The organism is Leptospiraceae bacterium, assembly GCA_016708435.1.
In the GTDB taxonomy this organism is placed as follows: domain Bacteria; phylum Spirochaetota; class Leptospiria; order Leptospirales; family Leptospiraceae; genus UBA2033.
The window spans coordinates 84,582-110,954 of the sequence record JADJFV010000013.1; the positions used below are offsets into that span (position 1 = coordinate 84,582).

General features: G+C 32.0%; 23 protein-coding genes and 2 pseudogenes. All 25 read left to right on the plus strand.

The window, feature by feature from the left end:
• Positions 1-4 precede the first annotated feature (4 nt).
• Complete coding sequence (locus IPH52_16045) at positions 5-1,309, plus strand: nucleotide sugar dehydrogenase (GenBank protein ID MBK7056524.1); 1,305 nt, start codon at positions 5-7, stop codon at positions 1,307-1,309.
• A gap of 240 nt (positions 1,310-1,549) precedes the next feature.
• Positions 1,550-3,505 carry a glycosyltransferase family 39 protein gene (locus IPH52_16050; protein MBK7056525.1) on the plus strand — a complete coding sequence of 652 codons (1,956 nt, stop codon included), beginning with the start codon at positions 1,550-1,552 and terminating at the stop codon, positions 3,503-3,505.
• A 1-nt stretch (position 3,506) separates the two neighbouring features.
• Positions 3,507-4,439 (plus strand): polysaccharide deacetylase family protein, encoded by a 933-nt coding sequence (locus tag IPH52_16055; GenBank protein MBK7056526.1) that lies wholly within the window; start codon positions 3,507-3,509, stop codon positions 4,437-4,439.
• A 291-nt stretch (positions 4,440-4,730) separates the two neighbouring features.
• On the plus strand, positions 4,731-5,228 hold the full coding sequence (locus IPH52_16060; GenBank protein ID MBK7056527.1) for a hypothetical protein: 498 nt from the start codon (positions 4,731-4,733) through the stop codon (positions 5,226-5,228).
• Between the two features lie 144 nt (positions 5,229-5,372).
• Positions 5,373-5,543, plus strand: coding sequence for a hypothetical protein (locus tag IPH52_16065; GenBank protein ID MBK7056528.1), 171 nt, complete (start codon positions 5,373-5,375; stop codon positions 5,541-5,543).
• Positions 5,544-5,572: 29 nt separating this feature from the next.
• Positions 5,573-6,919, plus strand: a complete 1,347-nt coding sequence (locus IPH52_16070) for a hypothetical protein (GenBank protein ID MBK7056529.1) — start codon at positions 5,573-5,575, stop codon at positions 6,917-6,919.
• A 5-nt stretch (positions 6,920-6,924) separates the two neighbouring features.
• A complete protein-coding gene (locus tag IPH52_16075) occupies positions 6,925-9,186 on the plus strand; it encodes a hypothetical protein (protein MBK7056530.1) in 2,262 nt (753 codons plus the stop codon).
• Between the two features lie 46 nt (positions 9,187-9,232).
• A complete protein-coding gene (locus IPH52_16080; protein MBK7056531.1) occupies positions 9,233-10,252 on the plus strand; it encodes a GDP-mannose 4,6-dehydratase in 1,020 nt (339 codons plus the stop codon).
• The gene (locus tag IPH52_16085; protein MBK7056532.1) at positions 10,249-11,001 is read left to right on the plus strand and encodes a glycosyltransferase family 2 protein; all 753 of its coding nucleotides are present in this window, start codon (positions 10,249-10,251) and stop codon (positions 10,999-11,001) included. Before IPH52_16080 ends, IPH52_16085 begins: the two co-directional genes overlap by 4 nt.
• A 90-nt stretch (positions 11,002-11,091) precedes the next feature.
• Complete coding sequence (locus tag IPH52_16090; GenBank protein ID MBK7056533.1) at positions 11,092-12,774, plus strand: hypothetical protein; 1,683 nt, start codon at positions 11,092-11,094, stop codon at positions 12,772-12,774.
• 97 nt (positions 12,775-12,871) lie between these two features.
• Complete coding sequence (locus tag IPH52_16095; protein ID MBK7056534.1) at positions 12,872-13,375, plus strand: hypothetical protein; 504 nt, start codon at positions 12,872-12,874, stop codon at positions 13,373-13,375.
• Between the two features lie 3 nt (positions 13,376-13,378).
• Positions 13,379-14,437 carry an ATP-grasp domain-containing protein gene (locus IPH52_16100; protein MBK7056535.1) on the plus strand — a complete coding sequence of 353 codons (1,059 nt, stop codon included), beginning with the start codon at positions 13,379-13,381 and terminating at the stop codon, positions 14,435-14,437.
• Positions 14,434-15,312 carry an NAD(P)-dependent oxidoreductase gene (locus tag IPH52_16105; GenBank protein MBK7056536.1) on the plus strand — a complete coding sequence of 293 codons (879 nt, stop codon included), beginning with the start codon at positions 14,434-14,436 and terminating at the stop codon, positions 15,310-15,312. The genes IPH52_16100 and IPH52_16105 overlap by 4 nt, the downstream gene beginning before the upstream one ends.
• 11 nt (positions 15,313-15,323) lie before the next feature.
• Positions 15,324-16,022 (plus strand): metallophosphoesterase family protein, encoded by a 699-nt coding sequence (locus IPH52_16110; GenBank protein ID MBK7056537.1) that lies wholly within the window; start codon positions 15,324-15,326, stop codon positions 16,020-16,022.
• Between the two features lie 91 nt (positions 16,023-16,113).
• Entirely contained in the window at positions 16,114-16,386 is a 273-nt protein-coding gene (locus IPH52_16115) for a hypothetical protein (protein ID MBK7056538.1), read from the plus strand.
• Between the two features lie 610 nt (positions 16,387-16,996).
• Positions 16,997-17,916, plus strand: a pseudogene (locus IPH52_16120) (glycosyltransferase family 2 protein).
• Between the two features lie 192 nt (positions 17,917-18,108).
• The gene (locus IPH52_16125) at positions 18,109-18,939 is read left to right on the plus strand and encodes a methyltransferase domain-containing protein (GenBank protein MBK7056539.1); all 831 of its coding nucleotides are present in this window, start codon (positions 18,109-18,111) and stop codon (positions 18,937-18,939) included.
• Positions 18,939-19,553: a class I SAM-dependent methyltransferase gene (locus tag IPH52_16130; protein MBK7056540.1), complete on the plus strand. Its 615-nt coding sequence runs from the start codon at positions 18,939-18,941 to the stop codon at positions 19,551-19,553. Before IPH52_16125 ends, IPH52_16130 begins: the two co-directional genes overlap by 1 nt.
• Positions 19,550-20,683, plus strand: a pseudogene (rffA, locus tag IPH52_16135) (dTDP-4-amino-4,6-dideoxygalactose transaminase). The gene IPH52_16130 and the pseudogene rffA overlap by 4 nt, the downstream one beginning before the upstream one ends.
• 7 nt (positions 20,684-20,690) lie before the next feature.
• Positions 20,691-21,203, plus strand: coding sequence for a hypothetical protein (locus IPH52_16140; GenBank protein ID MBK7056541.1), 513 nt, complete (start codon positions 20,691-20,693; stop codon positions 21,201-21,203).
• Positions 21,204-21,754: 551 nt separating this feature from the next.
• Entirely contained in the window at positions 21,755-22,036 is a 282-nt protein-coding gene (locus IPH52_16145) for a hypothetical protein (GenBank protein ID MBK7056542.1), read from the plus strand.
• A 131-nt stretch (positions 22,037-22,167) separates the two neighbouring features.
• Positions 22,168-23,115, plus strand: a complete 948-nt coding sequence (locus tag IPH52_16150) for a hypothetical protein (GenBank protein MBK7056543.1) — start codon at positions 22,168-22,170, stop codon at positions 23,113-23,115.
• Between the two features lie 53 nt (positions 23,116-23,168).
• Positions 23,169-24,449: a hypothetical protein gene (locus IPH52_16155; protein MBK7056544.1), complete on the plus strand. Its 1,281-nt coding sequence runs from the start codon at positions 23,169-23,171 to the stop codon at positions 24,447-24,449.
• A complete protein-coding gene (locus tag IPH52_16160; GenBank protein ID MBK7056545.1) occupies positions 24,409-25,572 on the plus strand; it encodes a hypothetical protein in 1,164 nt (387 codons plus the stop codon). The genes IPH52_16155 and IPH52_16160 overlap by 41 nt, the downstream gene beginning before the upstream one ends.
• A partial coding sequence (locus IPH52_16165) for a hypothetical protein (GenBank protein ID MBK7056546.1) occupies positions 25,573-26,373 on the plus strand: 801 nt, incomplete at its 3' end.

Here is a 26,373-nt window from a genome sequence, read left to right on the forward strand (position 1 = left end):
ATGTATGAAAAACATTTTAATAGAAAAAATTAAATCAAAGAAAGCAGTGATCGGTATTGTTGGACTTGGATATGTTGGTTTGCCATTAGCCCTTCGTTATTCAGAAGAAGGATATAAAGTATTAGGCTATGACATTGATACGTTTAAAGTAAATCAAATCAATGCCGGCAAAAGTTATATTGAGCATATTTCTTCTGAGTCTATTGCGAAAGCAAATAAAGTTGGTCTTACGGCTACTGTTGATTTTACCCGAATTGGTGAATCAGATGCTCTTATTATTTGTGTTCCGACTCCCCTTAATAAATACCGCGAGCCTGATTTAAGCTTTGTAACAGATACTGTAGATGCAATGCTTCCTTATTTGAGAGCAGAGCAAGTAATGTCATTAGAAAGCACCACATATCCCGGAACAACCGATGAAGAGTTAATGACTCGAATCGAAAGCAAAGGATTTAAAGTTGGGGATAATTACTATTTGGTGTATTCTCCAGAAAGAGAAGATCCAGGTAGGAAGGATTTTAATACAAAGACAACTCCTAAAGTAATGGGTGGAACAACCCCTGCCTGCGTGGATGTTGGAATGGCTTTGTATGGTGGTGTAATTGATAAAGTAGTTCCTGTAAGCTCTACACGTGCTGCTGAAATGACAAAACTATTAGAAAATATTCATCGCTCTGTTAATATCGGTCTTATGAATGAAATGAAAATTGTAGCTGATAAAATGGGAATTGATATCTTTGAAGTCATTCGCGCGGCTGCAACAAAACCATTTGGATTTGTTCCGTATCATCCAGGTCCTGGAATCGGGGGACATTGTATTCCAATCGATCCATTTTACTTAACCTGGAAAGCAAGAGAGTATGGAGTTCATACAAGATTTATCGAACTAGCAGGTGAGATTAATAGCTCTATGCCGCAATACGTTGTAGATAAAACAGCAGAAGCATTAAATCTACATGGCAAATCTTTAAAGGGTGCAAAAATTCTGGCTCTTGGAATTGCGTATAAGAAAAATGTAGACGATATGCGCGAGAGCCCTTCTGTTTTCGTAATGGAAAATTTAGAAAAGAAAGGTGTAGTTTTAGATTACCATGATTCTCATGTTCCTGTTTTCCCAAAAATGAGAGAACACCATTTTGAAATGTCTAGCGTTCCATTGACTGTTGAGCAATTGAAAAAATATGATGTTGCCATTGTTTTAACAGATCATGATGATGTTGATTACGATTTAGTTCGTAACAATGTAAAAATTGTAGTTGATACACGTGGACGTTATCACGGCAATTACGAAAACGTAGTAAAAGCTTAAAATCACAAATTGTGATTCTTTAAGATTTCTTTACCACGAAGCGCGCGAAGATATTAAGACTGTCACCCTGAGCCTGTCGAAGGGCATATAATTCATTGAAAGTATGGATTCGACCGGCTCACCATGACAATTTTCTTGTATTTTCGTAAGTCCTAACCTTCGTGGTAATTCACATTCTCTCTTTAAAATCGTTTCAGAATTTAATCTTGTTTTATTTCTTCGAATTGTGGTAGGCTAATTTTGAAAATTCAAAAAGAAGACAAAAAAAATATATTTATTCTAGCCCTCTGGTCGATCGTTTTATTTTTAATTGCCAAATCGTTTCGGGCGTATTACTCCATGGATGTTCCTCCCGCCTGGGATAATTTGGCTTATCAGTTAGAAGCTGTTAAATTAGCTCGTTCTTTTTTTGAAGGGGATAGTAGTATTATTCGCAGTTATTTGGGTGATAATATTCCTGTTGGATATATATTTTCCCTTTCCTTAAGTTATGTATTATTTGGATTTTTCCCTGCTTCTCCGTATATTATTTCCGCGCTCTTTGGGTTTGGGAATTTAACTTTAACCTATTTGCTTTCAGTAGAATTGAATGTAAAAAGAGGATATGCCTTATTAGCCTGTCTTGGTCTTTCTACTTTACCCAATTTTATTTATAATAATTTCTTGCAGACTCGAAATGATTTTGCTTTGAGTTTTTTTATTTTACTCTTTTTATATTTACTCATTCTTTCCTTAAAAGAAAAAAGCGTTCCTCTGGTCTTTGTCGCAGGGCTTGTCTCTGGACTCGGGACTCTTTTTAAATTGAGTGCGCCCGGATATTTTATTTGGATGTATTTCTTGTTTTTAATTATTCCCAATGATCGAAATGATTTTATGACAAGGCTCAAATGTTTTTTTATTTCTGGAATTGGAGCCTTTTTGGTTTGCGGATGGTATTATCTGCCGGCCATAAAGAAAATATTAACTTATTACTCTATGTGGGGAGATTTCTCTCTGACTCAGTATAAACTTTTTACTGTTTCCGATAGAATGCTATTTTACTTTAAGAATTTTTTATTTGTTCATTTAGGATCAAATGAAATCATATTTACCATACTAGCAATTCTATTGATCGGAATTATATTTAAATTTTTTTTGGGGAATGGTCAACGAAAAGTTAGCGAATTCAAAGAAATTTTTTTATCGCAGTATTTTCTTTTGATTCTGGGAAGTTATGCCTTTGTAATCGGATTTATGACCCTGAAAGGAACTTATGCAATGGTAGGCGATATTCCAGTTATACAATTTGCATTTATTTTATTAATCGTTTTTCTAAACTATCTATTTTTGGATTTTGGTTTTAAAAGAAGTCTATCTCTTTTATTTTTGATACTTCCGCTTTCCATTTTAAATTCTTACACTAAAATAGCAAAAGAGAAGTTGTATCCAATAGAGGACTTTGAATTATTTGTAAATAAAATACAAGACTTTAGAGAAAAATATGCAATGGAAGATACTAAGTTTTTGCAAGTATTTTCTCATCCGGTTTATAATACGACAGCGGTTGCGTGGTATTTGCATTTAAAAAAACAAGTCGTATTAACCGACTTAGTAAAATCTACTCCTGACAATCAAGACTGGGGATTCATTTTAACTAGTTCCAGTGTTGTTGAGCAAGAAGAGATTATAAAAAAATATCCTTTCCTAATAATCCCAAATGAAAATCCAATTCAGTATGGTGGTGAATATTTTGTTCAGATTAATATACTAAATAACGAAGTCAAAAAAAAGCTTTTAGATTCAGGTCTTTATAATTGTGAAGATTCTTTTGCTATTGGAAAATCTAAATTTCCAATTCGATTTTGTTTAAGTAAAAACTACCATCATTTCAAATTTTTAAATAAAACATCGGACGGTTGGGTAGAATGGGGATCTGTGGCTAATTATTATTCATCAGTAAATGTAAACCTTAAACTGAAAGGAATTCCATCTCGAGACCTAAAGACTTTTTATTTAGAAGATGCATCTACCAAAGAAAAATTTCCGGCAAAGTTTAATTCTGTTGGAACGAATTCCATTTATGAGTATGAAATTCTTTTACCAGCCTCAAAATCTGTTCGAAGTCTAAAACTATTAGCAGAGCCTGAACAAATGAAACCCGCCTCTAAAGAGGATACTCGAAAATTGGCGTTATTAAATGCATATATGGAACTATAAAATGAACAAAAAAATGGGGAATATATCAGTTGATTTAGATAGTATGTCTGAATACCATGATTTTTACGGATATAAATATAATTCTGATTCAGTTTGTAAAATCTGGGATATGGGTTTTCCAAGGGTAATAGATTTCTTTGAAGAAAATCAGGTCAAGGGAACTTTTTTTGTTATTACGGATCATCTTCGATTTCCAGAAGTCTTAGAACCATTAAAATACTTAGCTTCAAAAGGACATGAGATTGCTAGCCATACGCATAAGCATTTTTATCCGTTTTCTTTGCGAACGCCAGAAGTAATTCAAGAAGAAATTATTGTTAGCAAGAAATTATTAGAAGACAAATTTGGAGTTCCTGTAAAAGGATTTAGGGCACCGGGATATGATATAAATAGTTATATGATTGATATTTTAGAACAGAATGGTTTTGTCTATGATAGCTCCATTATGCCTTCTATCTTAACTCCCTTAATTGTTTTAGCTTCGCGTTTTAAAAGTGGGTGGACAACCAATTCACCTTTTCATTTTTCTCATACATTGGCACCGCGGGATATTTATTTTCCATCAAAGAAAAGTGTTACAAGAAAATCGAAAGAGAAGCGCAGTTTAGTCGAAATTCCAATTAGCGTTTTCAATAAATCTAGACTTCCCTTTTATCCGACATTTTTAAATACAATCGGAATGGTTGGTTTAAGTAAAATGTTGCCGCTGATGAAAAATTTGAAGTTTTTTAATTTTGAAATGCATACTATTGATTTTATTTCCCATGATGATGTAGAGAAAATATCTTCTTTGTCAAGACATCCCGGTATTCACTATCCATACAAAGTCAAGAGGGCATACTATGATTGGATTGTTCAAGAGTTAAGTAATTCATTTGAATGGGCTAGTTTAATTGAATTAGCAGAGGATTTTTTAAAAGATGAAAAAAAATAGTATTTATGAATATTGGATCATTGCGGAATCCGAAAGTTTTTTTTTACCCAATCTTTTGGCAAAGCTCGCAAATAATAAAAAGAGTTGCAGGCATTATTGAAATAAGATATGGGGGGAGTTTAAAAAAAAAAATTTTAAGTCTTCTTAAAATGATTAAAGCATTTGATTTAACTACATCTATTTTAATTTTCTTCTGTATCCTGTGGGCAAATATTATTAACCTCATATTCTCGAATCGGTTTTATTCAATTAAAAAAGTTGGCAAAATATTTTAAACTCCCATACTATAAAGTGAATGGATTTGAGGATGAAGTATTAAATAAAATTTTGGAAGAGAAAATAAAATCAAATCCTGTTTTTGTACAAGTAGGAAAAAAAGTTCCAGCAAGGCTTACTAATAAATATTTGTTCATAAATAAGCATTGTTCAATATTGCCTGCTTATGCAGGAGTGAATCCTGTTTTTTGGAAAATGCTAAAAAAAGAAAAATACCAAGGTGTAACAGTTCATAGGATGGATGAGAATTTTGACACAGGTAAAATTTTACTACAATCTAAAATTGAAAATCGAGGAAACTTATTCTCAATTTACCATACTCTATATGATTTAACAAGTGAACTCTTGCTGGAATTAAAAAGTCAAGATACATTGGATGATGAAGGGAAAAATACTGGGCTAGATTATACTTATTATTCCTATCCAAATAAAAAAGACATTAAGGCATTTCTAAATACTGGAAATAAATTCGGATTACCGTTTCGGCTTCATCCTAGAATAGGTGGGTTGTGATTTTCTAAATATAAAGAACCCATTTCGAACTTATTAAAAAAATGCCTCGATAAATTATGAAAAAAAATCAATATTCTCACTTCTTCCATTACGTTTGTAATTCTATGCGCCTATATTGCAATCCTTGCTAAATACCAGAAGAGTTTGGATGTAAATGCAATTCCCTGGCATGATGGCTCTCACCATTTTACATTAGCCGCAAATCTTTTTAACGATTTACGAGGAGGAGATTATGGCAAATGGACAGAATCTATTCGAAATTTTCCTGAACTTGCTTTAGCTTATACAATTTTAACTTTGCCTTTGCTCTTTTAGGTGGAGTCAAGCATGAGGCGATTCCTCTAGTGTATGGGTTTTTCTTTGTGCTACTTGTTGTTATTTATTCCATTTCTTTACGAAGTAAAGATCGAAGCGTTAAAACACTATTATTCACAACTCTTTTTATTCTTTCTGGACTTTATACTACAGCAGCGGGTGGGGCGTTTGATACTAGAATAGATTTATTGTCTGCAAGTGCGGGAGCCCTGTCGCTCGTTTTAGTAGTGAATCGTAAGTTCTATTTTGCGATTCTTTTTTTTCTAATGGCATCTTTTTTAAAGGGGGCGGCTTTTTTTCTTATCCTCCCGATGCTTGCTCTTGGTTTTTTTATAGAATATTTCAAAAAGAAAATCGAAGTAAAATGGAATTTAAAATTCGCACTGCAAAGTATTTCTTTAGCGATTCCTTTTTTAATTTTTGTCAAGGTGCTACTTGCTTCTGTGCTTTCTTATAATTTGATGAAGACCGGCGGAAGCAATTTAGAAAGTAGAATGGAAATTTTTATTTCGAATTTGAATCAATATCTAATTGGTGGATTTAGTTATTATTTTACAGCACTAAGAGAAAACTCAAAGACGGTATATATGTATGGTGGGGTTTTGATTTTATTTGCCGCTTCTGTCTTTCTTAAAAATAAAAAGCTAATTCTTTCGGGTGTGTTTGTTTTTCTTTCTTTGATTTATTCCTATCTGCTTATGACAATGAGTCCGCTAAAATCGACGGTTCTCATTATTTGGTTTTTGCCTTGTCTTATGATTGCTCTTGTTTTTTTAACGGATTTCATTTTTCAAACTAAAAATAAAGAGTATCTCATCATGATAGTTTTTTTATTAGCGATCATTGTATTATACAAAATTCCTCAAAAGTATAAGATACCGGAAGATTATCTACAAGCGGCAAGAAGTAATATTCAGAAGCAAACAGGAGAAATCGCAATTAAGTTAGATCAAAAATTTGAGAATCGATTTGTCAAGGGAGCTGTGTTTGTAAACTTTCTTTCTGCCCATGGAGTCATTTCTTACAATTATGACACTTATACAAGTTTGATTCATAAGAGAGTTAAATCTGCCAAATTAGACCTTGCCGGTTGGGAGCTTGCGACTTATTCCAAGGAATGGAAGGCTGAGATTGAAAAATATCGTAATTATGAATTGATATTACTGATTTTACAAGAAGAACCCATGGGAATTCCCGTTGAAAATGTTCCACAGAAGTTTGGAAGAGAAATTTACTTAGAATTGGAAAAGAGTATACAAAAAAATCCAAATTGTTTTGAAAAAGTAGCAGATACGATTGATTTACCTCATATTAAAAAGCGAGACGCTTACTTTTTTTCCAATACTTTAGATTGTAAATCTATTTTATTTCCATAAAAAGAATGCTTCTTTTTGCTAAATACACTCTTTGTTTTTGGATGCTTTATTTTATTTTTTGGGGAGCAGGGGAGCTAACAAGGCTTAGTCTAAGAGTAAAAGATTCTTCTGTTTTATTTGGAAAAAGAATTGAGACAATTCTTTTGGGAATTGGATTTGTTCATTTTTCGAGTAGTCTTCTTCAACTGTATTTTTCCCATACAAGTAGTAGTGTCATTTACCTTTTACTACTTTCTGTTCTTTTTATAATTGGAATTTATTTAGGAGTTGTTAAAGATAAAGCAAAATTAGATTTTGGAAAGATTTCTTTTTTGCATTTAATTTTATTTCTATTTTTACTTTTGCCGTTTCGTGGATTTGATTCTGAATTTTTGGCTTCGGAAGAATCGGGCGATCATACAATCTATCTAGGACCGGTTAAGGCACAGTATGTGCAAAAAGACACAGAGATTACAAATCCAAAATGGAATTTGGCTCTGACTAGAGCGGTGTATGATTCGAGGATAGGAGTTATTATCCCCGCACTCGAAAGAATCTTTCCCATGTATGAAGCCGCAAGAAAAGCGAAATGGGAAATTGACCCGATTGATCGAGTGATTTTAGAAGGATTTTCTCCTGCCTGGTGGGCTCTGCATTGGGGGCTAACGGGATTTGGCTACTACTTACCAATTCTTCCTGAAACGATTTACTTATCGACTCTGTTTTTTTTGACATCGCTCATTTGTTTGCAAATTCTTTTTATTTCCTATCTACTCCTAAAAAATCACAGACAGTATAGAGTAATTTTAGCATTCTTAGGATTCTTAATTACGCTCTCCGCTTGCATTGGAAAAATTACCTATGGAAATTTCTACCTACAATTAATTGCGCTAAATTCTTTGCTCTGGATTTTTCAGGCTTCCATTTCCTGGATAAAGACTAGAAACAGGGATGCATTTTATTTGGCTTGTTTGTTTTCTTTTATAATTGGACCTTCTTTTTACTTTATGGGGACTGTGTATTGGGGGCTAATATTTGTTAGTTTCCTTTTGGTATTTTATAAATCCAAGCTAATCGGAGGATTATTTCGTTTTATCTCTAAGCCTGTGATTTTAATTGGAATTTTATTTTATTTGCCAATTGTCCTCGTGAATATTGGCTCCTTTTTAAAATTCCTTCCATCTAATTCTAGTTCGATTCAAAATAAACAATATTGGGATCAAGTTCTAGGAGGAACAGTAACAGGAGAGGGGGCTTTTTTAAATCCAATTCTCGGAGTTGTAACTTACTTTCAATTTTATCCCAAGCTTCCCTTTAAAGAGCAAGTGGATTCTTTGACATTTTTATTAAAGCCTTTTGGACTTGGTATTTTTTTAATATTATTCTTTGGTATTTTAAAATCTATCTTCTGGGAGTCTCGAAAATATTTTAAGCTAAACTTATTTTTACTCTTTGTGCTTTCTGGAATTTTATTTATCAATTTAAAATCAATCACTCATTATTATAATTACAACAAAGCTTCTCAATATACATTTCCATTTTTGATTATTTTATTTCCCTTTTATTTTTTAAAATTAAAAGCAAATTTCAAATCCATGTATCTTGTCTGGTTTGTATTATTTGTCTGGATTATTTTTTTAATTCCTGCTAAATTTAGACAGATTGAGTCTTTTACTTCTTTGCGAGAAAAGTCTCTTAGTAGTTTTCTTTTGCTCCCGGAGAGACTAGAAAATCCAATTGAAAAAACGATTTTTTTCTTTGGAGAAAGTAGAAATCATGCGTTACTCGAAACATATATGGCAGGAAATCGGGTGATTCCCGTTGGAAATTATCCGATAGGTAGTTTTAAGAATTATTTTAATTTTCAAAATATTAATTCGAATCGGTTTATGCTAAAGAATAAAAACTCGGACTCCTATACTTTGTTTGAGGTCTCTCGTTTTTTTATTGCAAACGAAGAATCCTGGATTGCGCTTAGCTCTTTTATTAATCTAAACTCTTCCGAGATTCCAAAAATTACCAGATTGATTGCAATGGAAAAGTTAGAAGTATTTGCTGATTTAAAAAAAACAAAAACCTTGCGCATAACTTCGCCTGATTCTAGCCTAGCACCAAGTGTAAATCGAGAGAAATATATTTCGGATAGGAATACCTATTTGCCCGCGGAAGAAATTCAATTTGCTTCCAAAGTCTGTTCTCGCGGAGAATGTCAATATACATATTTATTAGAGCCTTCGGGCAAGAATTATTTCGTGATTGAAAGGGCTTTGCAAGTAGAAGTTTTTTGATTTCAAATACAATGACTAAATAAAAAATAGATAATAAGGACTTGAAATGAAGAAAAAAATTATGATCACAGGAGTTGCCGGTTTCATTGGCTCTAATGTTTGTAAAAGTTTATTGAATAAGGGTTACCATATAGTTGGAATAGACAATTTATCGCAAAGTGATGGAAAGAATATGAATGAATTCATAGAAAATCCTAACTTTGAATTCTATCGAATTGATATAATGAATGAAAGCTCTATTGTTAGAGCCGCACACGGGGTAAGCGGAATTATCCATATGGCAGCCTATAAAATTCCTAGATATTCTGATGCACTCGATACATTGAAAATAAATGGATTGGGTTCTGAAAATTTAGTGAAGGCTGCTATTGAGAATAACGCAAGATTAGTTGCGGCTTCTACTTCGGATGTATATGGAATGAATCCGGATTTACCATTTGCGGAGGATACTTCTAATTTGGTGATGGGTGGTCCTAAAGTAAGAAGATGGGCGTATGCTATTTCTAAAATGTTTGAAGAGCAAATGATCTATGCTTATGGGGAGAGAATGAATTTAGATTTTGCTATCATTCGTTTTTTTGGTGGCTATGGTCCGAATCAAAACTTAACCTGGTGGGGTGGTCCTCAATCTGTTTTTATTAACAAAGCATTGGATAACGAAGAAATCGAAGTTCATGGGGACGGGCAACAAACTAGAAGTTTTACATTTGTTTCTGATCACGTGGATGGAGTCACAAGATGTCTGGAAGTTCCAAAGGCACGCGGTGAAGTTTTCAATATTGGAAATGATCGCGAAATCACAATTGAAAATCTAGCTAAGATGATTTGGAAAATGATTCGTCCAAACGAAGCTCCTAAGATCAAATTAATTCCTTATGCAACGTTTGGAAAATACCAGGACGTAATGAGACGTATCCCCGACTTAACAAAATCTAGAGAGATACTTGGATTTGAACCTAAAATTGCTTTAGAGCAAGGACTTATTCAAGCAATCGAATGGCAAATCAAACGCCGAAGAGAATTAGGAATGCCAGAACCTAAAGAAGGGTGTGCAATCAAGGCATGAAAAATAAAATCTATGTTATAACACCTGTTCTCAATGAAGAGCCGAATATCATTCGGCTCTTACAAGGCTGGAAGAAAATAAATTCAGAGCTTACAAATCATAGTTTTGAATTTATTCTAATCAATGATGGAAGCACCGATAAGACAGTAGAAGTTGCCAAAGCAAACCAAGAGAAGCTAATGCTGACTATCCTCAGTCATGATACAAATTACGGACCCGGCTATGCATTTGGAACTGGATTCGAATATTTGGCTGATAAATTAAAACCTACTGATTTAGTTATCACCATGGAAGGGGACAATACTTCTCGCATCGAGACTTTTTCCAAAATGGTAGAAAGACAAATCAGAGAAAAAGATGACGTAGTATTAGCCTCTCCTTATGCCTATGGTGGAGGAATGACAAATACTGCCTGGCACCGAATTCTACTCAGTCATATCGCAAACGGAATGGTCAAAGAATTAATCGGAATTCATGGAATTCATACAATGAGTTCTTTTTTTAGAGTTCACACTGGCGAAATTATTCTACGCCTCCAATCCAAATTCGGAAATCGAATCATCGAAAGAAGAGGATTTGAATCCATGATTGAAATGCTAAAGAAGTTAATCTTAGTCAATGCTACTATATCCGAGGTTTCAATGAAGCTCGACACAGCCCTCCGAGCCGGCAAGAGCAAAATGAAAGTTATGCGCACCATTCGCGGGTATTTTAAATTGTTTATGATTTCTAGAAAATGGAAAGTGTGAAGGGGAGGATGAATGAAAATTTGGATTTTATACTTACGAGCTAGCCTTTCTTTACTGCGATTTAAAAAAGGAAAGTCAAAGGAGTAAAAGATGATATATATTCTAGAATTAATCCTCGTAAATATTTACTTACTCCTAAGTTCGTATCTCTCCGGAATTTTTATTCGCGAAAAATTATACCCAAATTTGACAATCACTAGATCGATTGTCATGGGATTTATTTTTTTTGTCTTTGCAATTCCTTTGATTGGTGTAGTTCTTTTTTCCTTTCAAATGATTGCCTATTTGCATTTATTTTTTACAATCAGTCTTTTAGTTTATTTGATTCTTCGTAAAAAGATAATTATACCAACTCAGATTGAAATAAAATCTTTAGCTACAATCCTTCTCGCTGGCACATTTATTTTTTTCTACCCCGCCATCTATAAGATGAAAATGGGGACATTTACCGAGGGCGGAGGAGATATTACTATCTACCAAAACTTAGCGAGTCATATCCCTAAAGATTCAGTTACTGCGGGTAATGATGGTTCGTTTCTAGCTCTGTATCTGGAAAAAATTTATGAGCATTTACAAAAAGACGAAAGTGATCCCAAAAAATCGTTTTGGAGTAATACCTATCAAAAAATTTCCGATGCAAAGAACGATTATGAAAAAACATTGGGACAAGAAGGATCGGTTGATCTTATGTTGGGAAGTAAATACAATCCGCCTTTTTTTTGGGAGCAGGAAAGATGGCACCATGTATTTATGGGAATCAATAATCTAACTGGTTGGATTTTACCGCAAGGTTATTTACATCATATCTTTTATTTTGTTCCGATTGGAATTATTTATTTTTCTATTTTATCTTTCATTTACTTTTTGTATTTATCACTCATTGCAGATTTTGTTTGGGTAAATACAGGATCAAAGACAAAGACTCTCACTATTCTTTTCTTATTTGCTAGTTCTCATGCATTTATCTATCCCGCGTATAATCATTATTATCCGGCTTGGATTACTGGATTGCTTTTCTTATTTTCGATTTTACTCTATATAGAAAAAGAAGACATGGAAACAAGGTTTCACAATTTAGAAATCAATATTTTACTCTCCTTTGTAGTGCTTGCCTTCTACTGGCCTTTTTGGATTTTCTTTTTGATTAGCATTTTCTTTTATTTGTTATTTGTAGATAGCAAAGTAGATAGAGTCAAATCGGTATTTTGCGATCGGTTTCTATTTAAAATGGGCTTCTTATTTGCGGCTGCTCCGCTGATTTGGAATGGACTTGGTAAAGTTATACCAGTTTTTTCTGCTTTTTTCGTGTCGGACAGTGCCGCTTTTTCGATTCAGTATTTAGGCAAGTCGGAAGCATTCTTTACTCAGAAGATTTTACTTTCTATGTTAGGATTTTTCCAACTGGGAAATATCGGTCCTTATTCTAGCGAGTATCTATCTACAATTAAGAATTTACAGATTACTGGCTCTATTGGAATTCTGAGTGTTTTAGTCATCATGGGGATACTATTTTTTAGCCTCAGGAAATGGATTGATATTAAAAACATTCTACTCCTTTTCTGCGTTTATTTGATTAGTTTACTTTCTTCTCAGGGCACGCTTTACAATCAATACAAAGCTTTGTCTTATGGACTTGTTTTGATTTATTCTGCTTTTTCCATTGGTCTGATTCTTCCAAAGAAAAAAAACCTCGATACAGTTTTGATTTCTCTTCTAATTCTTTTTCACTTAGCTTACTTAGTTATAGAATTGCAATTATGCAATCTATTCTAGGTGAAAAGAATCGAGAGATTTTTGAGTTACGATGAGTTCAAAGAATGTCATTGATGAATAAAATAATGACTTAGTGTATATTATTGAGCCATATAAAGTGTCAAGTCTTTACTTATTTGATACTTTGATTGGGAATGTAAAGCATCTTTATGCTAGAGAAATATTTTATTATTCCCAAGTCAGGACTAGTTATGCGGAAATGATTCAATACTTTGAATCAAAAAACTTTGTCTACCTCAAAAAAGAAAATGGAGCTTGGACTAAAACAACTCTTAAACAAAAATTAGAGAAGGAAGGCTTAGTATTTTTAGCCCCTGCCTATTTTGAGAATGACAAATTGCTCATTGAAGGGGAAATCTTTTTTCTTCCAAATAAAAATTTGAATATTACAGTCAAACCACAGGATTGTCAAATCCCAAAATTAAAGCTCTGGAATCCATCGGATAAGAAGTATATACCCGTTGTCCACATATCCGAAAATAAACAACTCTGTGAATTCCAATTTTCTATCCCTGCTAGTTATTATCTGAATTCTGTCTTAATTGAAGGTAGAAATTTTGTTGAGAGTTACATTTTGAAAAAAACCACTTTGAGCGATTAAAAAATGAATAAGATAAATATTTTAATATTAGGAGTCGGTGGAAATGTAAGCCAAGGAATACTAAAGGCTGTATTAATGTCTAAACTAAATGTTCGCATTGTCGGCACTTGTGTAGATTCAGAATCGCTAGGATTATATATGTGTGATAGTGCGTATATTAGTCCAATGGCAAATGATGAAAAATTCATCCCTTGGCTTATTGACCTTTGTAATAAAGAGGAAATTCAAATAGTATTGTCTGGCGTAGAGGAAGTATTAAAAGTAATTTCTAAAAATTATAATTCTATTCAATTACAAACCAAGGCAATATGTATTTTTACACCTCATGAAAAATTAATGATTGGGCAAGATAAATTAGCAACGAGTGATTGGTTAAGAGAAAATAATTGTAATTATCCCTTATTTTGTAAATCGAATGACACAGAAACGTTAAATAAACTAATTCATGAAGTGGGCTTTCCTTTGATCGCAAAGCCGAGAAAAGGAAAGGGGTCACAGGGCATTGTAAAAATTACAAGCCATGAAGAATTAAATCAATTAAATAAATTAAATGACTACGTTGTGCAAGAATACATTGGAGATGAAAATTCTGAATATACAGTTGGTTGTTACTGTGATAAGAATGGTCAGCTAATTGAAATAATTATTATGCACAGAGATTTAAAGCATGGGACAACGTTTAAGGCTACTGTTATCGACAATGATCTGATTTATAACGAAGCAAAAAAAATCTGTGAAAGATTTAAACCTATTGGACCTTTAAATATTCAACTTAGACTTAACAAAAATGGAATACCGGTATGCTTTGAGTTAAATGTTCGGTTTTCTGGAACTACTCCTATTCGAGCCTTTTTCGGATACAATGATGTAGAGGCTATGATAAGGGAATATATTTTAAATGAGAATATACAAAACGTATTTCAAATACGCAAAGGAACTGCTTATCGATATTTTGATGAAATGTTTATTGATGAGCGTATGCAAGAGAAGCTTATGGTTGATAAAGTCGTAAAGGACGTAAGCATTTTTAATAATAGTGCAAAAGGATTCTCAGTCAAATGAAAATATTAGTAACAGGCGCAAATGGTTTTATCGGAAAGAGCATTGTAGATTTTCTAATTAAAACTAAGCACTTTGAAATTATTGCAACAGATATACAGGAGAGTTATCAGGGCAACGCTGTTTGTCCTTATGTTTCGATGGACATAACATCGGATAATTTTTTAAATATATTTTTGAAGGAAATTCCATCCATTGATAGGCTAATACACGTTGGCGCAAGTTTAGATATGGATAATGAAGGAACAAAGAATATTTTTGTAAATTGTTTGGGCATGCAAAATATTGTTACGTATGCAAAGAAAGCAGGATGTAAAAAATTTTTATATACTTCGAGCATACCGATTATTGGGAAACCAATGACAATCCCTATTACGGAAGAACATTCTGTAAATCCATTAACTACATACCATGTGACAAAGTTTTTTGGAGAACAAATTCTTAAATTACCTTGTAATACTGAATTGAGTGCAATAATACTAAGATTGCCATCGCCTATCGGGAAAGGTTCAAATAAAAAAAATATTCTACCTGTTTTTATAGAAAAATGTAAAAAAAATGACGATATAGTATTACAGGGAAAGGGTCTCAGAGTTCAAAATTATGTGGATGTGAGAGATATATGTAATGCTGTGTCATTATCAATTGATGCAGATATGAGTGGCGTTTTTAATATTGCGGGGGAAAAATCGTATTCCAATCTAGACCTAGCTAAAAAATGTATTGATGTATTAAATTCCACATCAAAAATAATTTTTAGTGGAATAGAAGATTCACAAGAAGATTTTCGATGGGAAATCAATATTGATAAAGCTAAGAAAATTCTTAGATATAATCCTGAATATTCACTTGAAGAATCAATTAAAACAATGGTGTAACAAATTATAAAATGAAAATTATTTTTTTTTCTGATATTCATGGAAATAAATATGCACTAGAGGAATTCTTTAACAATAATCTTGTTAGTTTTGCAGACCAATTAATATTTTGTGGAGATGTTTTTGGATATTATTATTACCAAAACGAAATTCTAGATACTTTTCGTAGAACTAAAAATTTACAATGCATTTTGGGAAACCATGATAAGATGTTTCTAGATATTCTTGATGGAAAACTTAATGAGAATACACTTATTCCCAAATATGGGAACTCATACAAGGAAGTTGCTGAAAGAATTAGTAGAGAAAACATTGAATTTTTGAGAACATTTCCAACCAACTTAGAACTAGAAATAAATGGTATCAAAATTGGAGTATTTCACGGATCTCCAAGTGACTTGTTAAATGGACGGGTTTATCCTGATACGGAAATAGTTGATTCAGAAAATTACACCAAATACGATTATGTAATCTTAGGGCATACACATCATAAAATGGTAAAACAAATATCTAACACGACAATTCTAAACCCAGGTTCATTAGGACAACAAAGGGATGGAAAAGGATGTTCCTTTATCGAATTAAATTTGAATGATAAGACATTTGATTTTAAAACAATTGAATATGATATAAGTGGATTGATGAAGGATATTGATCGAATGGACAATGGAAAGCATAGCCTTAAAGAAGTGCTACTTAGAAAAGCGTAGGAGATGATAGATGAGAGTTACCACAGCCCACGAAGGAAAGTATCTAACAGAACAATTTCTGCTCCAACCAGAGAAATAACTTGCCCATTTTGTGGTAATAAAAAATTGGAAAAGAGTTTTTCAATTACAAGAAAATCCAGATGTATTTCTATTAAAATGCTTTGAATGCTTTGCAGTTTCAGCGTCAAGAATGCCCTCGCAAGAAGCATTGGATAGTTATTATGCAGGATATTACGAGACTAATGACAAAAAAGTAACAATGGGGAACATAGATAAATTTGCTTTTCATATTTTTAAAAATTCTTTAGATCATTTAAAAAATAAAAAAGAATTGAATATTTTAGATTATGAGGGGAAATGGTGATATTTCTCTAAATATTGCCGAATAATTTTATCAAAGCTGGAATTAACAATGTTGCAATAACTTTAGTTGATTACAATTCAGAGACTAAAGCAAGTGAAATTCGAGAATTAGAATAAAATATTATAAAAAATTGTCTTTGGTAAAGGATCAAAAGTTTGATTTGGTGATTGCAAGCGCAATCATAGAGCATATTCCAAATCCAATGAGTTGATTTAAATTTCTTATTCAGTTGTCTTCACGAGAATGGTGTTTTTATGCAAGGACTCCTTATTTACTTCCTTTGTTACGTCTTCTTAAAATTTGGTGTAAAAGTTAGACTTTACTTATCCTGGACATGTCCATGATTTGGGTTCTGATTTTTGGAATAATGTATTGAATATCATACAAAGAAAAAGTAGATTTTCAATTTTAAAATCAAAACCATCTTTTGTAGAGGCTTCTTTTAAAGAAAATTTTTTTATCGCATTAGCTGCTTATTTATTCAAAGCTCCATGGTATTTATTGGGGATAAATATGGTTTAGTCGGTGGCTGGGAAATCTTTATTAAATCCAATGAAAAATAAACGAAGAATAAATTTAATTCTAAAAAATCTTAATCGAGGAATAAAATCTGAATAAACTTTCTTTTGTTATACCATGTTATAGATCCGAGAAAACGCTTCCTTCCGTTATTAATGAAATAATTCTCTGTGTTACTAAATTAAAAAAGTATAGTTATGAAATAATTTTGGTAAATGATAATTCTCCGGATAACACTTTTTCGGTTATTCAAGAATTGTGTAAAGGCAATCGTAATATAAAAAGTTTAGATTTATCTAGAAACTTTGGTCAGCATTCTGCAACTTTGGCTGGATTTGCCTATGTAAAAGGAGATATTGTTATTACCCTTGATGATGACGGGCAAATACCTGTAGATGAATTGCAATTACTTTTGAACAAAATGGAGGAAGGATTTGATATTGTTATGGGAGAATACAATGAAAGTAAACATAGTGGACTGAGAATTCTTGGTTCGAAGATAAATGGATTTTATGGCAAAGATGCTTAATCAAAAACCAAAAGAATTGCACTTTACAAGTTTTGTCGTGATTAAAAGTTTTATAGTGAAAGAAATATTAAAATATAGAAATCCATATCCTTACCTGCCAGGATTATTACTACGAACTAGTTCTAGAATTATCAATGTTCCGGTTAACCATCGAGATAGAACGGTTGGTAAATCTGGTTATACATTCATCAAACTCTTATCTCTTTGGATGAATGGATTAACTGCATTTTCTGTAATTCCGTTACTTTGCTACTGCATTAGGAGTTATTTGCGCTATTAGTGGGTTTTCATTTGGAGGTTTTATTATTATGCATAAATTATTACATCCAGAAATTCTTATAGGATATAGTTCCATTATGGCGACATTGCTTTTTATTGGGGGAATGATAATGTTAATGATAGGCCTAATTGGAGAATACATTGGACGAATCTATATCGGTATAAATAATTCTCCTCAATATGTAATTAAGAGAAGCAATTAATATTGATCCGCTAATTGATGTCATCAGTTTTGCGGAAGGTCAATTCAGTGTCTCAGAATCTTTCTGTTTTAAATTTATACAGTTCTTTAAATTTTAGATTTAGAAATCCGAAAGAAATTTATCATAGATACAATGCAGAAAGGTAGAAAGTTAAAAAATGAAGAAATGTGTTAGTTGTAACAAATATTTGAATTGGTGGATTGGCGATGTCCGAAGTGCGGGAAAGAGCCAGAGACAAAAAATGGGTTTCTTCGTTTTGCCTCTGACATAGAAGAGGGTGATTTGCATTACCCGCAGGAAGTGTATGATAAGCTTTATTCTTTAGAGGAAAGTAATTTCTGGTTTAATTATAGAAATTCAATTCTTGTTTCCCAATTAAAAAAATACAAAGCTAGTCTAACAAATTTTTTAGAGATAGGTTGTGGAACAGGATTTGTAATTTCGGAAATGGAGAGAAAATTTCCAAATGCAAAAACCTATGGTTCTGAAATTCACACAGAAGGATTGGTATTGACTGGTAAAAGAGTGATGAAATCGGAATTGATGCAAATGGATGCACGAAACATTCCATTTAGAGAAGAGTTTGATGCGATAGGTGCCTTTGATGTGATTGAGCATATTGAAGATGATAGAACAGTTTTAAAGGAAATAAATTTATCTTTAAAGAAAGGAGGAATATTGTTATTAACCGTTCCACAACATCAATTTTTATGGAGCCAAACGGACATAGATGCAGGGCATCAAAGAAGATATGCAAGAAAAGAGTTAATCGAGAAAGTCCTAGAAGCAGATTTTAAAATACTTAGAGTTTCTTCCTTTATTTCTTTGTTGTTTCCATTTATGATGTTGTCTAGATTGGTTAAGAAAAAATCAGAGGCTAATCCTATTTTTGCGGAGCTAGAAATTAATCCAGTGTTAAACAGATTTTTTAAACTCATTTGCTCGAAAGAAGGATTCTTAATTTATAGCAAAGTTTCCTTTCCTTTTTGGGGATCGATTTTTTTAATAGGAGAAAAACAATAATGTCAGAGAGAAACAAGGGATTTTATAAATTCTTATTTTTACCGTTTGTGTATCGTTTTTTTATTTGGATCATTGGGGCGGACGCGTTACGAGCAGTAATGACAAAGCTCTATATAAAGCCATCTAAAGGAGACAAAGTATTAGACATTGGCTGTGGAACGGGCGAAATGCTCGATCATCTAAATGATGTTTCGTATTATGGGTATGATATAAATTCAGATTATATTGAATCTGCCAGAAAGAAGTATGGACACAAAGGAAGTTTCTTTTGTGAAGAAGTAAATACATTAGCCGTAAGTGATGCAGAATATAATATTACTTTAGCGATTGGACTTTTACATCATTTGAATGATGAAGAATGTAAAAGATTATTTGAACTAGCTTTTGCTTCTCTTAAAAAAAATGGAAGACTGATTACGTTGGACGGAGTATATACAGAAGACCAGTCTTTTTTAGCTCGTTATTTTGTGAGCCGAGATAGAGGAAAGCATATTCGAACAGTGAGCGAATACACACGATTAGCCAAAATGGTTTTTAGTGATGTAGAAGTGCATACACAAAATAAAATACTACGACTTCCTTATACACATATCATTCTAATTTGTAAAAAATGAATATTCCTTTTAATAAACCTTATCTTAGTTCTAAAGAAATTACCTATATCCAAAAAGCATCTGAACTTGGAAAGCTTTCCGGCGATGGACATTATACAAATCTATGTCATCAATGGTTAGAGGAAAATTTACTTTGTAAAAAAGTTTTACTCACTCATTCTTGCACGGCAGCACTTGGAAATGGGAGCGATTCTTGCGAATCTAGAAGCGGGAGATGAAGTGATTATGCCCTCGTATACATTTGTATCGACGGCTAACGCATTTGTATTGCGCGGTGCAGTGCCTGTTTTTGTAGATATTAAAGAAGATTCTTTAAGTCTAGATGAAAGATTGATAGAAGATTCTATCACGGAAAAAACAAAAGCAATTGTTCCCGTTCACTATGCAGGTGTTCCCTGTGAAATGGATACGATCTTAGAGATAGCAAAAAGAAAAATCTATTTGTAATTGAAGATACAGCACAGGCAATTTTTTCTAAATACAAAGGAAAGTTTGCGGGAACTTTTGGAGACTTTGGAACACTAAGTTTTCATGAAACGAAAAATATAATTTCGGGTGAAGGTGGTGCGCTTATGATTAATAATCCCGCCTTTGCAGAGCGAGCTGAGATCATTCGAGAAAAAGGAACCAATCGAAGTAAATTCTTTCGCGGGCAAACAGATAAATATACATGGGTGGATATTGGCTCTTCTTATTTGCCAAGTGAAATCATAGCTGCCTTTTTGTATGCACAGTTGGAAGATAGCAAAGAAATCCAAACTAAAAGAAATGCTTTGTGGAATAACTACCACAATGGATGTCTCGCATTAGAGGATAACGGATGTTTTACACGTCCTAAAATGATAGAGCATATTGAACATAACAGTCATATGTATTATATAATTCTTTCTAGCCTAGAAGAAAGACAAGAGTTGATTGAATTTTTAAAGAAGAATAATATTCTATCGGTATTTCATTATATACCGCTGCATTCATCGCCGGCCGGTAAGAAATATGGACGATATAATGATGAATTACCTATAACCGATCGGATTTCGGATACAATACTCAGACTTCCGTTGTATTATGAATTGTCCTTTGAAGATCAAAGTAAAATTATAAATTTAGTTAGAGATTTTTTTAACAAGTGAGAAACAAATGGGATTATTAGAAATAGTTTTTATATTTACAGGGATATATTGGATTTCGTATTTTATATCGTTATTTATAACATCCAGTATAGATTATAAAGAAATAAGAATTCCTTTGCGGATAACGCTTGGTTTTATCTATTTTAGTTTTGCTAATTCTATTTTTTTTAAAGTATTTTCGATTCAAATGTCTGTCAGCTTAGGAATTTTATTATTAGCTGTAATTAGTTATATTAAAAACAAAAACTTTATCAAAGACTCTTTTCGATCTTTCAGGGAAAGCTATCGTCTTACAATATTTTATTTTATTTTCTATTTGTTTTTATTAAATGTATTTATACTTCCTATGCATATTGCAGGTCATTATACTGCCTTCACAGAAAAAGGAGGAGATATAACAATATATTCTGATGTTTCTAAAATACTAGTTGATAGGAAAGAGCCAGCTTTTGGATTAGAAGATGGAATTGAAGATTTAATTTCCTTCCTTAGTAAGCCATCTGATATGAAAATCCAATGACCTTATTTAATTTTACGAGTTATAGGGATATAAAACTATTGGATCCACCATACGCAGAATATGCTGCGTACAGGGTTTTTAGCACAAGATGGTATAGTTCATCACAGTTAGTCTTGAATTCGCAATTGTTTTTTCTTTCAGAAAATAATACCTTTATTTTTTATATGGTATTAGCTTTTATCTATTCAAGCATAATAGCTTTGGTGTTTTCCTTTGCCATTGAAAAAGGAATCTTAGTAGGATTTCTTACAAGTTTCTTATTATTTTTCTCACCAAGCTTCATTAGTTCCTTTTATAATCTTTATTTAATGCATGTATTTTCTATTATGTGTATAATACTTTCTTTTTCTCTGATTCAGAAGGTAAATTTTAAAAGTATAAATATTCACTCAGATATAGTTCTAGTTCTTTTGTTTTTATTTTCAAGTTATTATATGTCTGTGTTCATAATAATTCTCCCCTATTTTATTTTTATTCTATCAAATGCAAAGGACATTCGTTTTCATAATTTCAATTTTAAAAGAGGATTTAATAACACACAGAAAATGATTTTGACTGCATTTTTAATCATTTTGCTATCTTGGATTTTCATTGATTTACTAGGTACATCATTAAGGAAAGTAATTAGTTTTATTTTTGAGCAGTTGAATCCTACAGATGAAGAAAAAAGGGTATCTGGAATATTCTTTGGAGAATCAATTCCTATTTTTTCCCAAAAGTGGTTTTCTTTTTTTTCGGGATTGCGTTCTCAGGATCATTATCCACCCTTTATTCCAAGCATTCCGCTCATAGAAAAAGTTTCTCAAATTAATTTAATTTCTTTTTCTTGTTGATAATTCTCAGTTTTATAAACTTTATTCGTAGCATAATTAAAGAAAGAACATCCTATCAAACAATTATTTATACTTCGTCGATTATATTTACCATAGTCTTCTATGCTTTTATTTCTCAAAATTATTTGTACATGCAATCGAAATCAGCTCAGTATAATTTGATTCCCCTTTACTTTGTTATCTTTTTGTTAAATAAAGATTCCATTGGCATTGAATATAAATTTCTAGCCGATAAAACTATTCAACTTATACTTCTTATCCTAATTGTCCTACAAATCATTCTTTTTTCAATACCTAGATATTACTTTCTGCGTAATGTTTCATATAGTATGAATTTAAGTTGTGTGATGGAGGAAGGTTTTTATGAGCAAACCAAAAATATTGAAAAGGATTCATTTACTCTTATAGAATTAGAAAAACCAGGTTGTATTTATTTTATTACACAACCTTTTTTTGGGAAGAAGATGCTTCCGACAAAACACTTGTCTCTACAAACATTGAATACATTTTTTAAAGATGGAGTCTATCAATTTGAGCAAATGGGAGAAAAAGGTGGTTTAAATGCTTCTGATTTTGTTGATGTAGACGAATTATCAGAGCGGATAACATATCTTTATCCTGAAAAAATAATAAAGACCGATGTGAAAGACTTAGGTGTAAAAACAGAAGTAGAATGGGGAAAGAAGAAAATGGGCGAAATAAAATCTCCCGAACTAATTCTCACAGCAGATTTATTTGAAAAAAACTTTAGAACAGTTGTTACTGATGGAAAAACAAAAAGAATTCATTATAGTCGTAATGGAGCAGGGCTTTTATTCTTTCCGGATTCAAAAAAGGATCAAGTCGTGACTGTAGAGTATAAGAATGCTCGTGAAGAAACTAAAACCATAATAAAATCCGAGAACTTAAAGTTCAAGGCTAAGAGCAAATACATTGAGACTATAAACTTTGTGGATAATCCTAAGTATGTGCAATTAAAAATTTTGTTAAAAGAAAACAAATCTCCTTTCTTTTTACATTTGCCCAAGCTAGACCAGGAATATCTAATCAGTGTGGAGACATTGAATCAGAGTCTGTAGGAATAGACAATTGCTTTCAATAAAAAATAAAAAATGGTAAGGTTAAAAAAATAATGGGATTCACTGAGATACTTTTTATATTTACAGGGATTTATTGGATTTCGTATATAATTTCTTTATTTGTAACTTCTAGTTTTGATTATAGACATTTGAAGTTACCATTACGCATAACGCTTGGATTTATATATTTTAGTTTCTCGAATGCTATTTTCTTTAAGATATTTTCTATTCAAGTATCTGTTATTCTTAGTATTTTCTTATTACTTGGAATTAGTTTTATAAAAAATAAAAACTTCTTAACAGAATTTTTTCTCGTTTTTAAGAAAACCCGTAAATCATCTGCGCTATATTTTTCTCTTTATTTGTTTTTATTAAATGTTTTTATTCTACCCATGCATATTAGTAAACACTATACAGCATTCACAGAGAAAGGGGGAGATATTTCAATTTACTCTGATATTTCAAAATTTCTAGTAGATCACAAAGAGCCGGCATTTGGATTGCAAGATGGGATAGCTGATTTGAAACTTTACTTTGTTAAAGGTAGTAGCGATGGGGATAATTATACTGATTACAGAGATATACAACTTTTAGATCCGCCTTCTGCTGAATATGCTGCGTATCGAGTTATTGCTATTAAATGGTATACATCTTCTCAAGTTGTCTTAAATGCGGAATGGTTTTTTTTATCGGAGAATCTTTCTTTAAGTTTTTATGTTGTTTTGGCTTTTATTTATGCAAGCATTATCGCTTTATTTTTTGCATATACATTGGATATGGGGATAATAAATATATTACTCTATACTCTGTTATTGATTCTTTCTCCAAGTTTAATTAGCATTTTTTATAATCTTTATCTAATGCATGTATTTTCTTTGCTTTGTATTATACTTTCCTTTTCTCTAATTCTAAAGGGTAAGTTTAAAAGTTTTAATACACATTTTGATTTATTTTTTATTCTAATTTTTCTTTTATCTAGTTATTACATGATTCTACCTGTAATTATTATTCCTTATTTCTTTTTTATAATAGGTAATTTAGGAAAAATTGAATTTTCTAAATTCAAATTAATTCGATTTGGAAATAAATGGCAGATATTAATTTTTTCCATTATTTTTCTTATTATATTATCATGGGTTTGTTTAGATGTGTTTGGAACTTCTGTAAAGAAAATCGTTGCCTATGTAATCGCTTTGATGTATCCACAGGGAATAGATAGTAAACATGGAAACTTATCTAGGCAAAGCAATTCCTGTTTTGACAGAAAAATGGTTTTCTTTTTTTTCTGGATTGATGTCACAAGATCATTTTCCTCCATTCTTTCCGAAAATTGAATTTTTAGATACAGTCTCTAAAATAAATTTTTATTCCTTTTCGAGTTTTATAGTATTGAGTATTGTAAATTTTGTTAGAAGCATACTAAAAAAGACAATTTCAAGAAAGTTAGTAGTCTTCAATCTATCAATTGTATTTACAATTATTTTATATACGCTTATCGCAAAAGGTTATTTGTATTTACAGTCCAAGGCGGCTCAGTATACTTTAGTTCCCATCTATTTTGCACTTTTACTCTTAAATCAGCAGTTAATTAAGAGTAGCCTGAATACTTTTGGGGATAAGTTTTTTAAATATACTATTTTGCTTTTATTTTTCATTCAAATTGTAGTTTTTTCCATTCCCAGATATTATTTTCTACTGAGTGTTTCCAATAGTTCCAATTTAAGTTGCGTGATGGAAAAAAGTTTTTATGAGCAAACGGAAAATATTTCGAAAGATTCCCTTACTCTAATTGAATTAGAAAAGCCTGGTTGTATTTATTTTATAACGCAACCATTCTTTGGAAAGAAGATGGTTCCCACTAAACACCTGTCGATGAATGCAATAAATGCTTTTTTAGAAAATGGAGTATACAATTATAGTAATACAATCCGCAATTTGAATGCTTCTGATTTTGTAGAGGTGGATAGTTCCAAGCAAAGTATTGTTTATCTCTATCCCGAAACGATAAGCAAGAAAGAAATTAAATACTTGGGATTTAAGACAGAGGTAGTCTGGGGCAAGAAAAATATGAATGAAATCAAATCGCCCGAACTAGTTCTTACAGCAGATTTATTTGAAAAAGATTATGGGACGACTACAATAGATGGCAAACGAAAAAGAATACACTATAGTCGAAACGGGGCAGGGCTTTTATTTTTTCCTGAATCCAAAAAAGATCAAGTCGTAACAGTCGAATATAATAATGCTCGAGAAGATACAAAGACCACAATAAAATCGGAAAACCTAAAGTTCAGGGCTAAGAGCAAATACGTAGAAAGCATAAACTTTGTGGATAATCCTAAGTATGTGCAATTAAAAATTTTGTTAAAAGAAAACAAATCTCCTTTCTTTTTACATTTGCCCAAGCTAGACCAGGAATATCTAATCAGTGTGGAAACTTTGGATCAGAGTTTATAAATGAAATTTAGATTTGAGAATATGCGAATTCTATTTTTTTCAAAAGTAAAAGGAATATTTTTCTTGGTTTCCTTTTTATTCAGCCTAGGAATCCTATTTTCCTTACTAGCCCGAATCAATATTCCCAATCTCGAAGGACAAAAATTTGGAAATATCCAACTCGAAAGGAAAATTGAAAAGCTTATCGAAATGGAAAAGAAAAGTGGAATTGATGCGATTTTCTTGGGTGCATCTACTGTTGACTTTGGAATATCTGCTAAAGTTTTTAGTGAAGAGGTTACTCTTAGAACCGGAAAAAAATTCGTAGCTTTTAATTTTGGAACGGGAGGAGGGGATTATTTTGTTTTGCCGGACTTGGTTAAGATTATTGAATTGTATTCTAAGCCTAAGTTTTATTTTATTCAGGCACCTTTGTTGACTGCGGCAAATCGCAAAGCAGTTTCTAATGCTCCTCTTCGTTTAATCTTAAGAGATTCGCAAGTGGGTAAATTTCTAAATTCAGTGTATTTATTTGAGATAATGAATGGAATTTGGAATTTGGAAGGTATTTCCAAAATGCCAAGTTTACGTAGCAAAATAGTTACAGGAAAAATTGAAAAAGCTCCTTCAACCAATTCGGATTTGTATTCACTGAATGAGTATGGAGATTCGATTTCATATAATCACATATATCTTAATCAAGGAATGGTTTTAGTAGAAAAGGCAAAGGATTATTTTCAAAATTCTTTTTTACAGCATGGTATGGATCAGTATCCCTTATCAAGAGATACAAACGCATACAAGATATATTTTAGTGCAGAG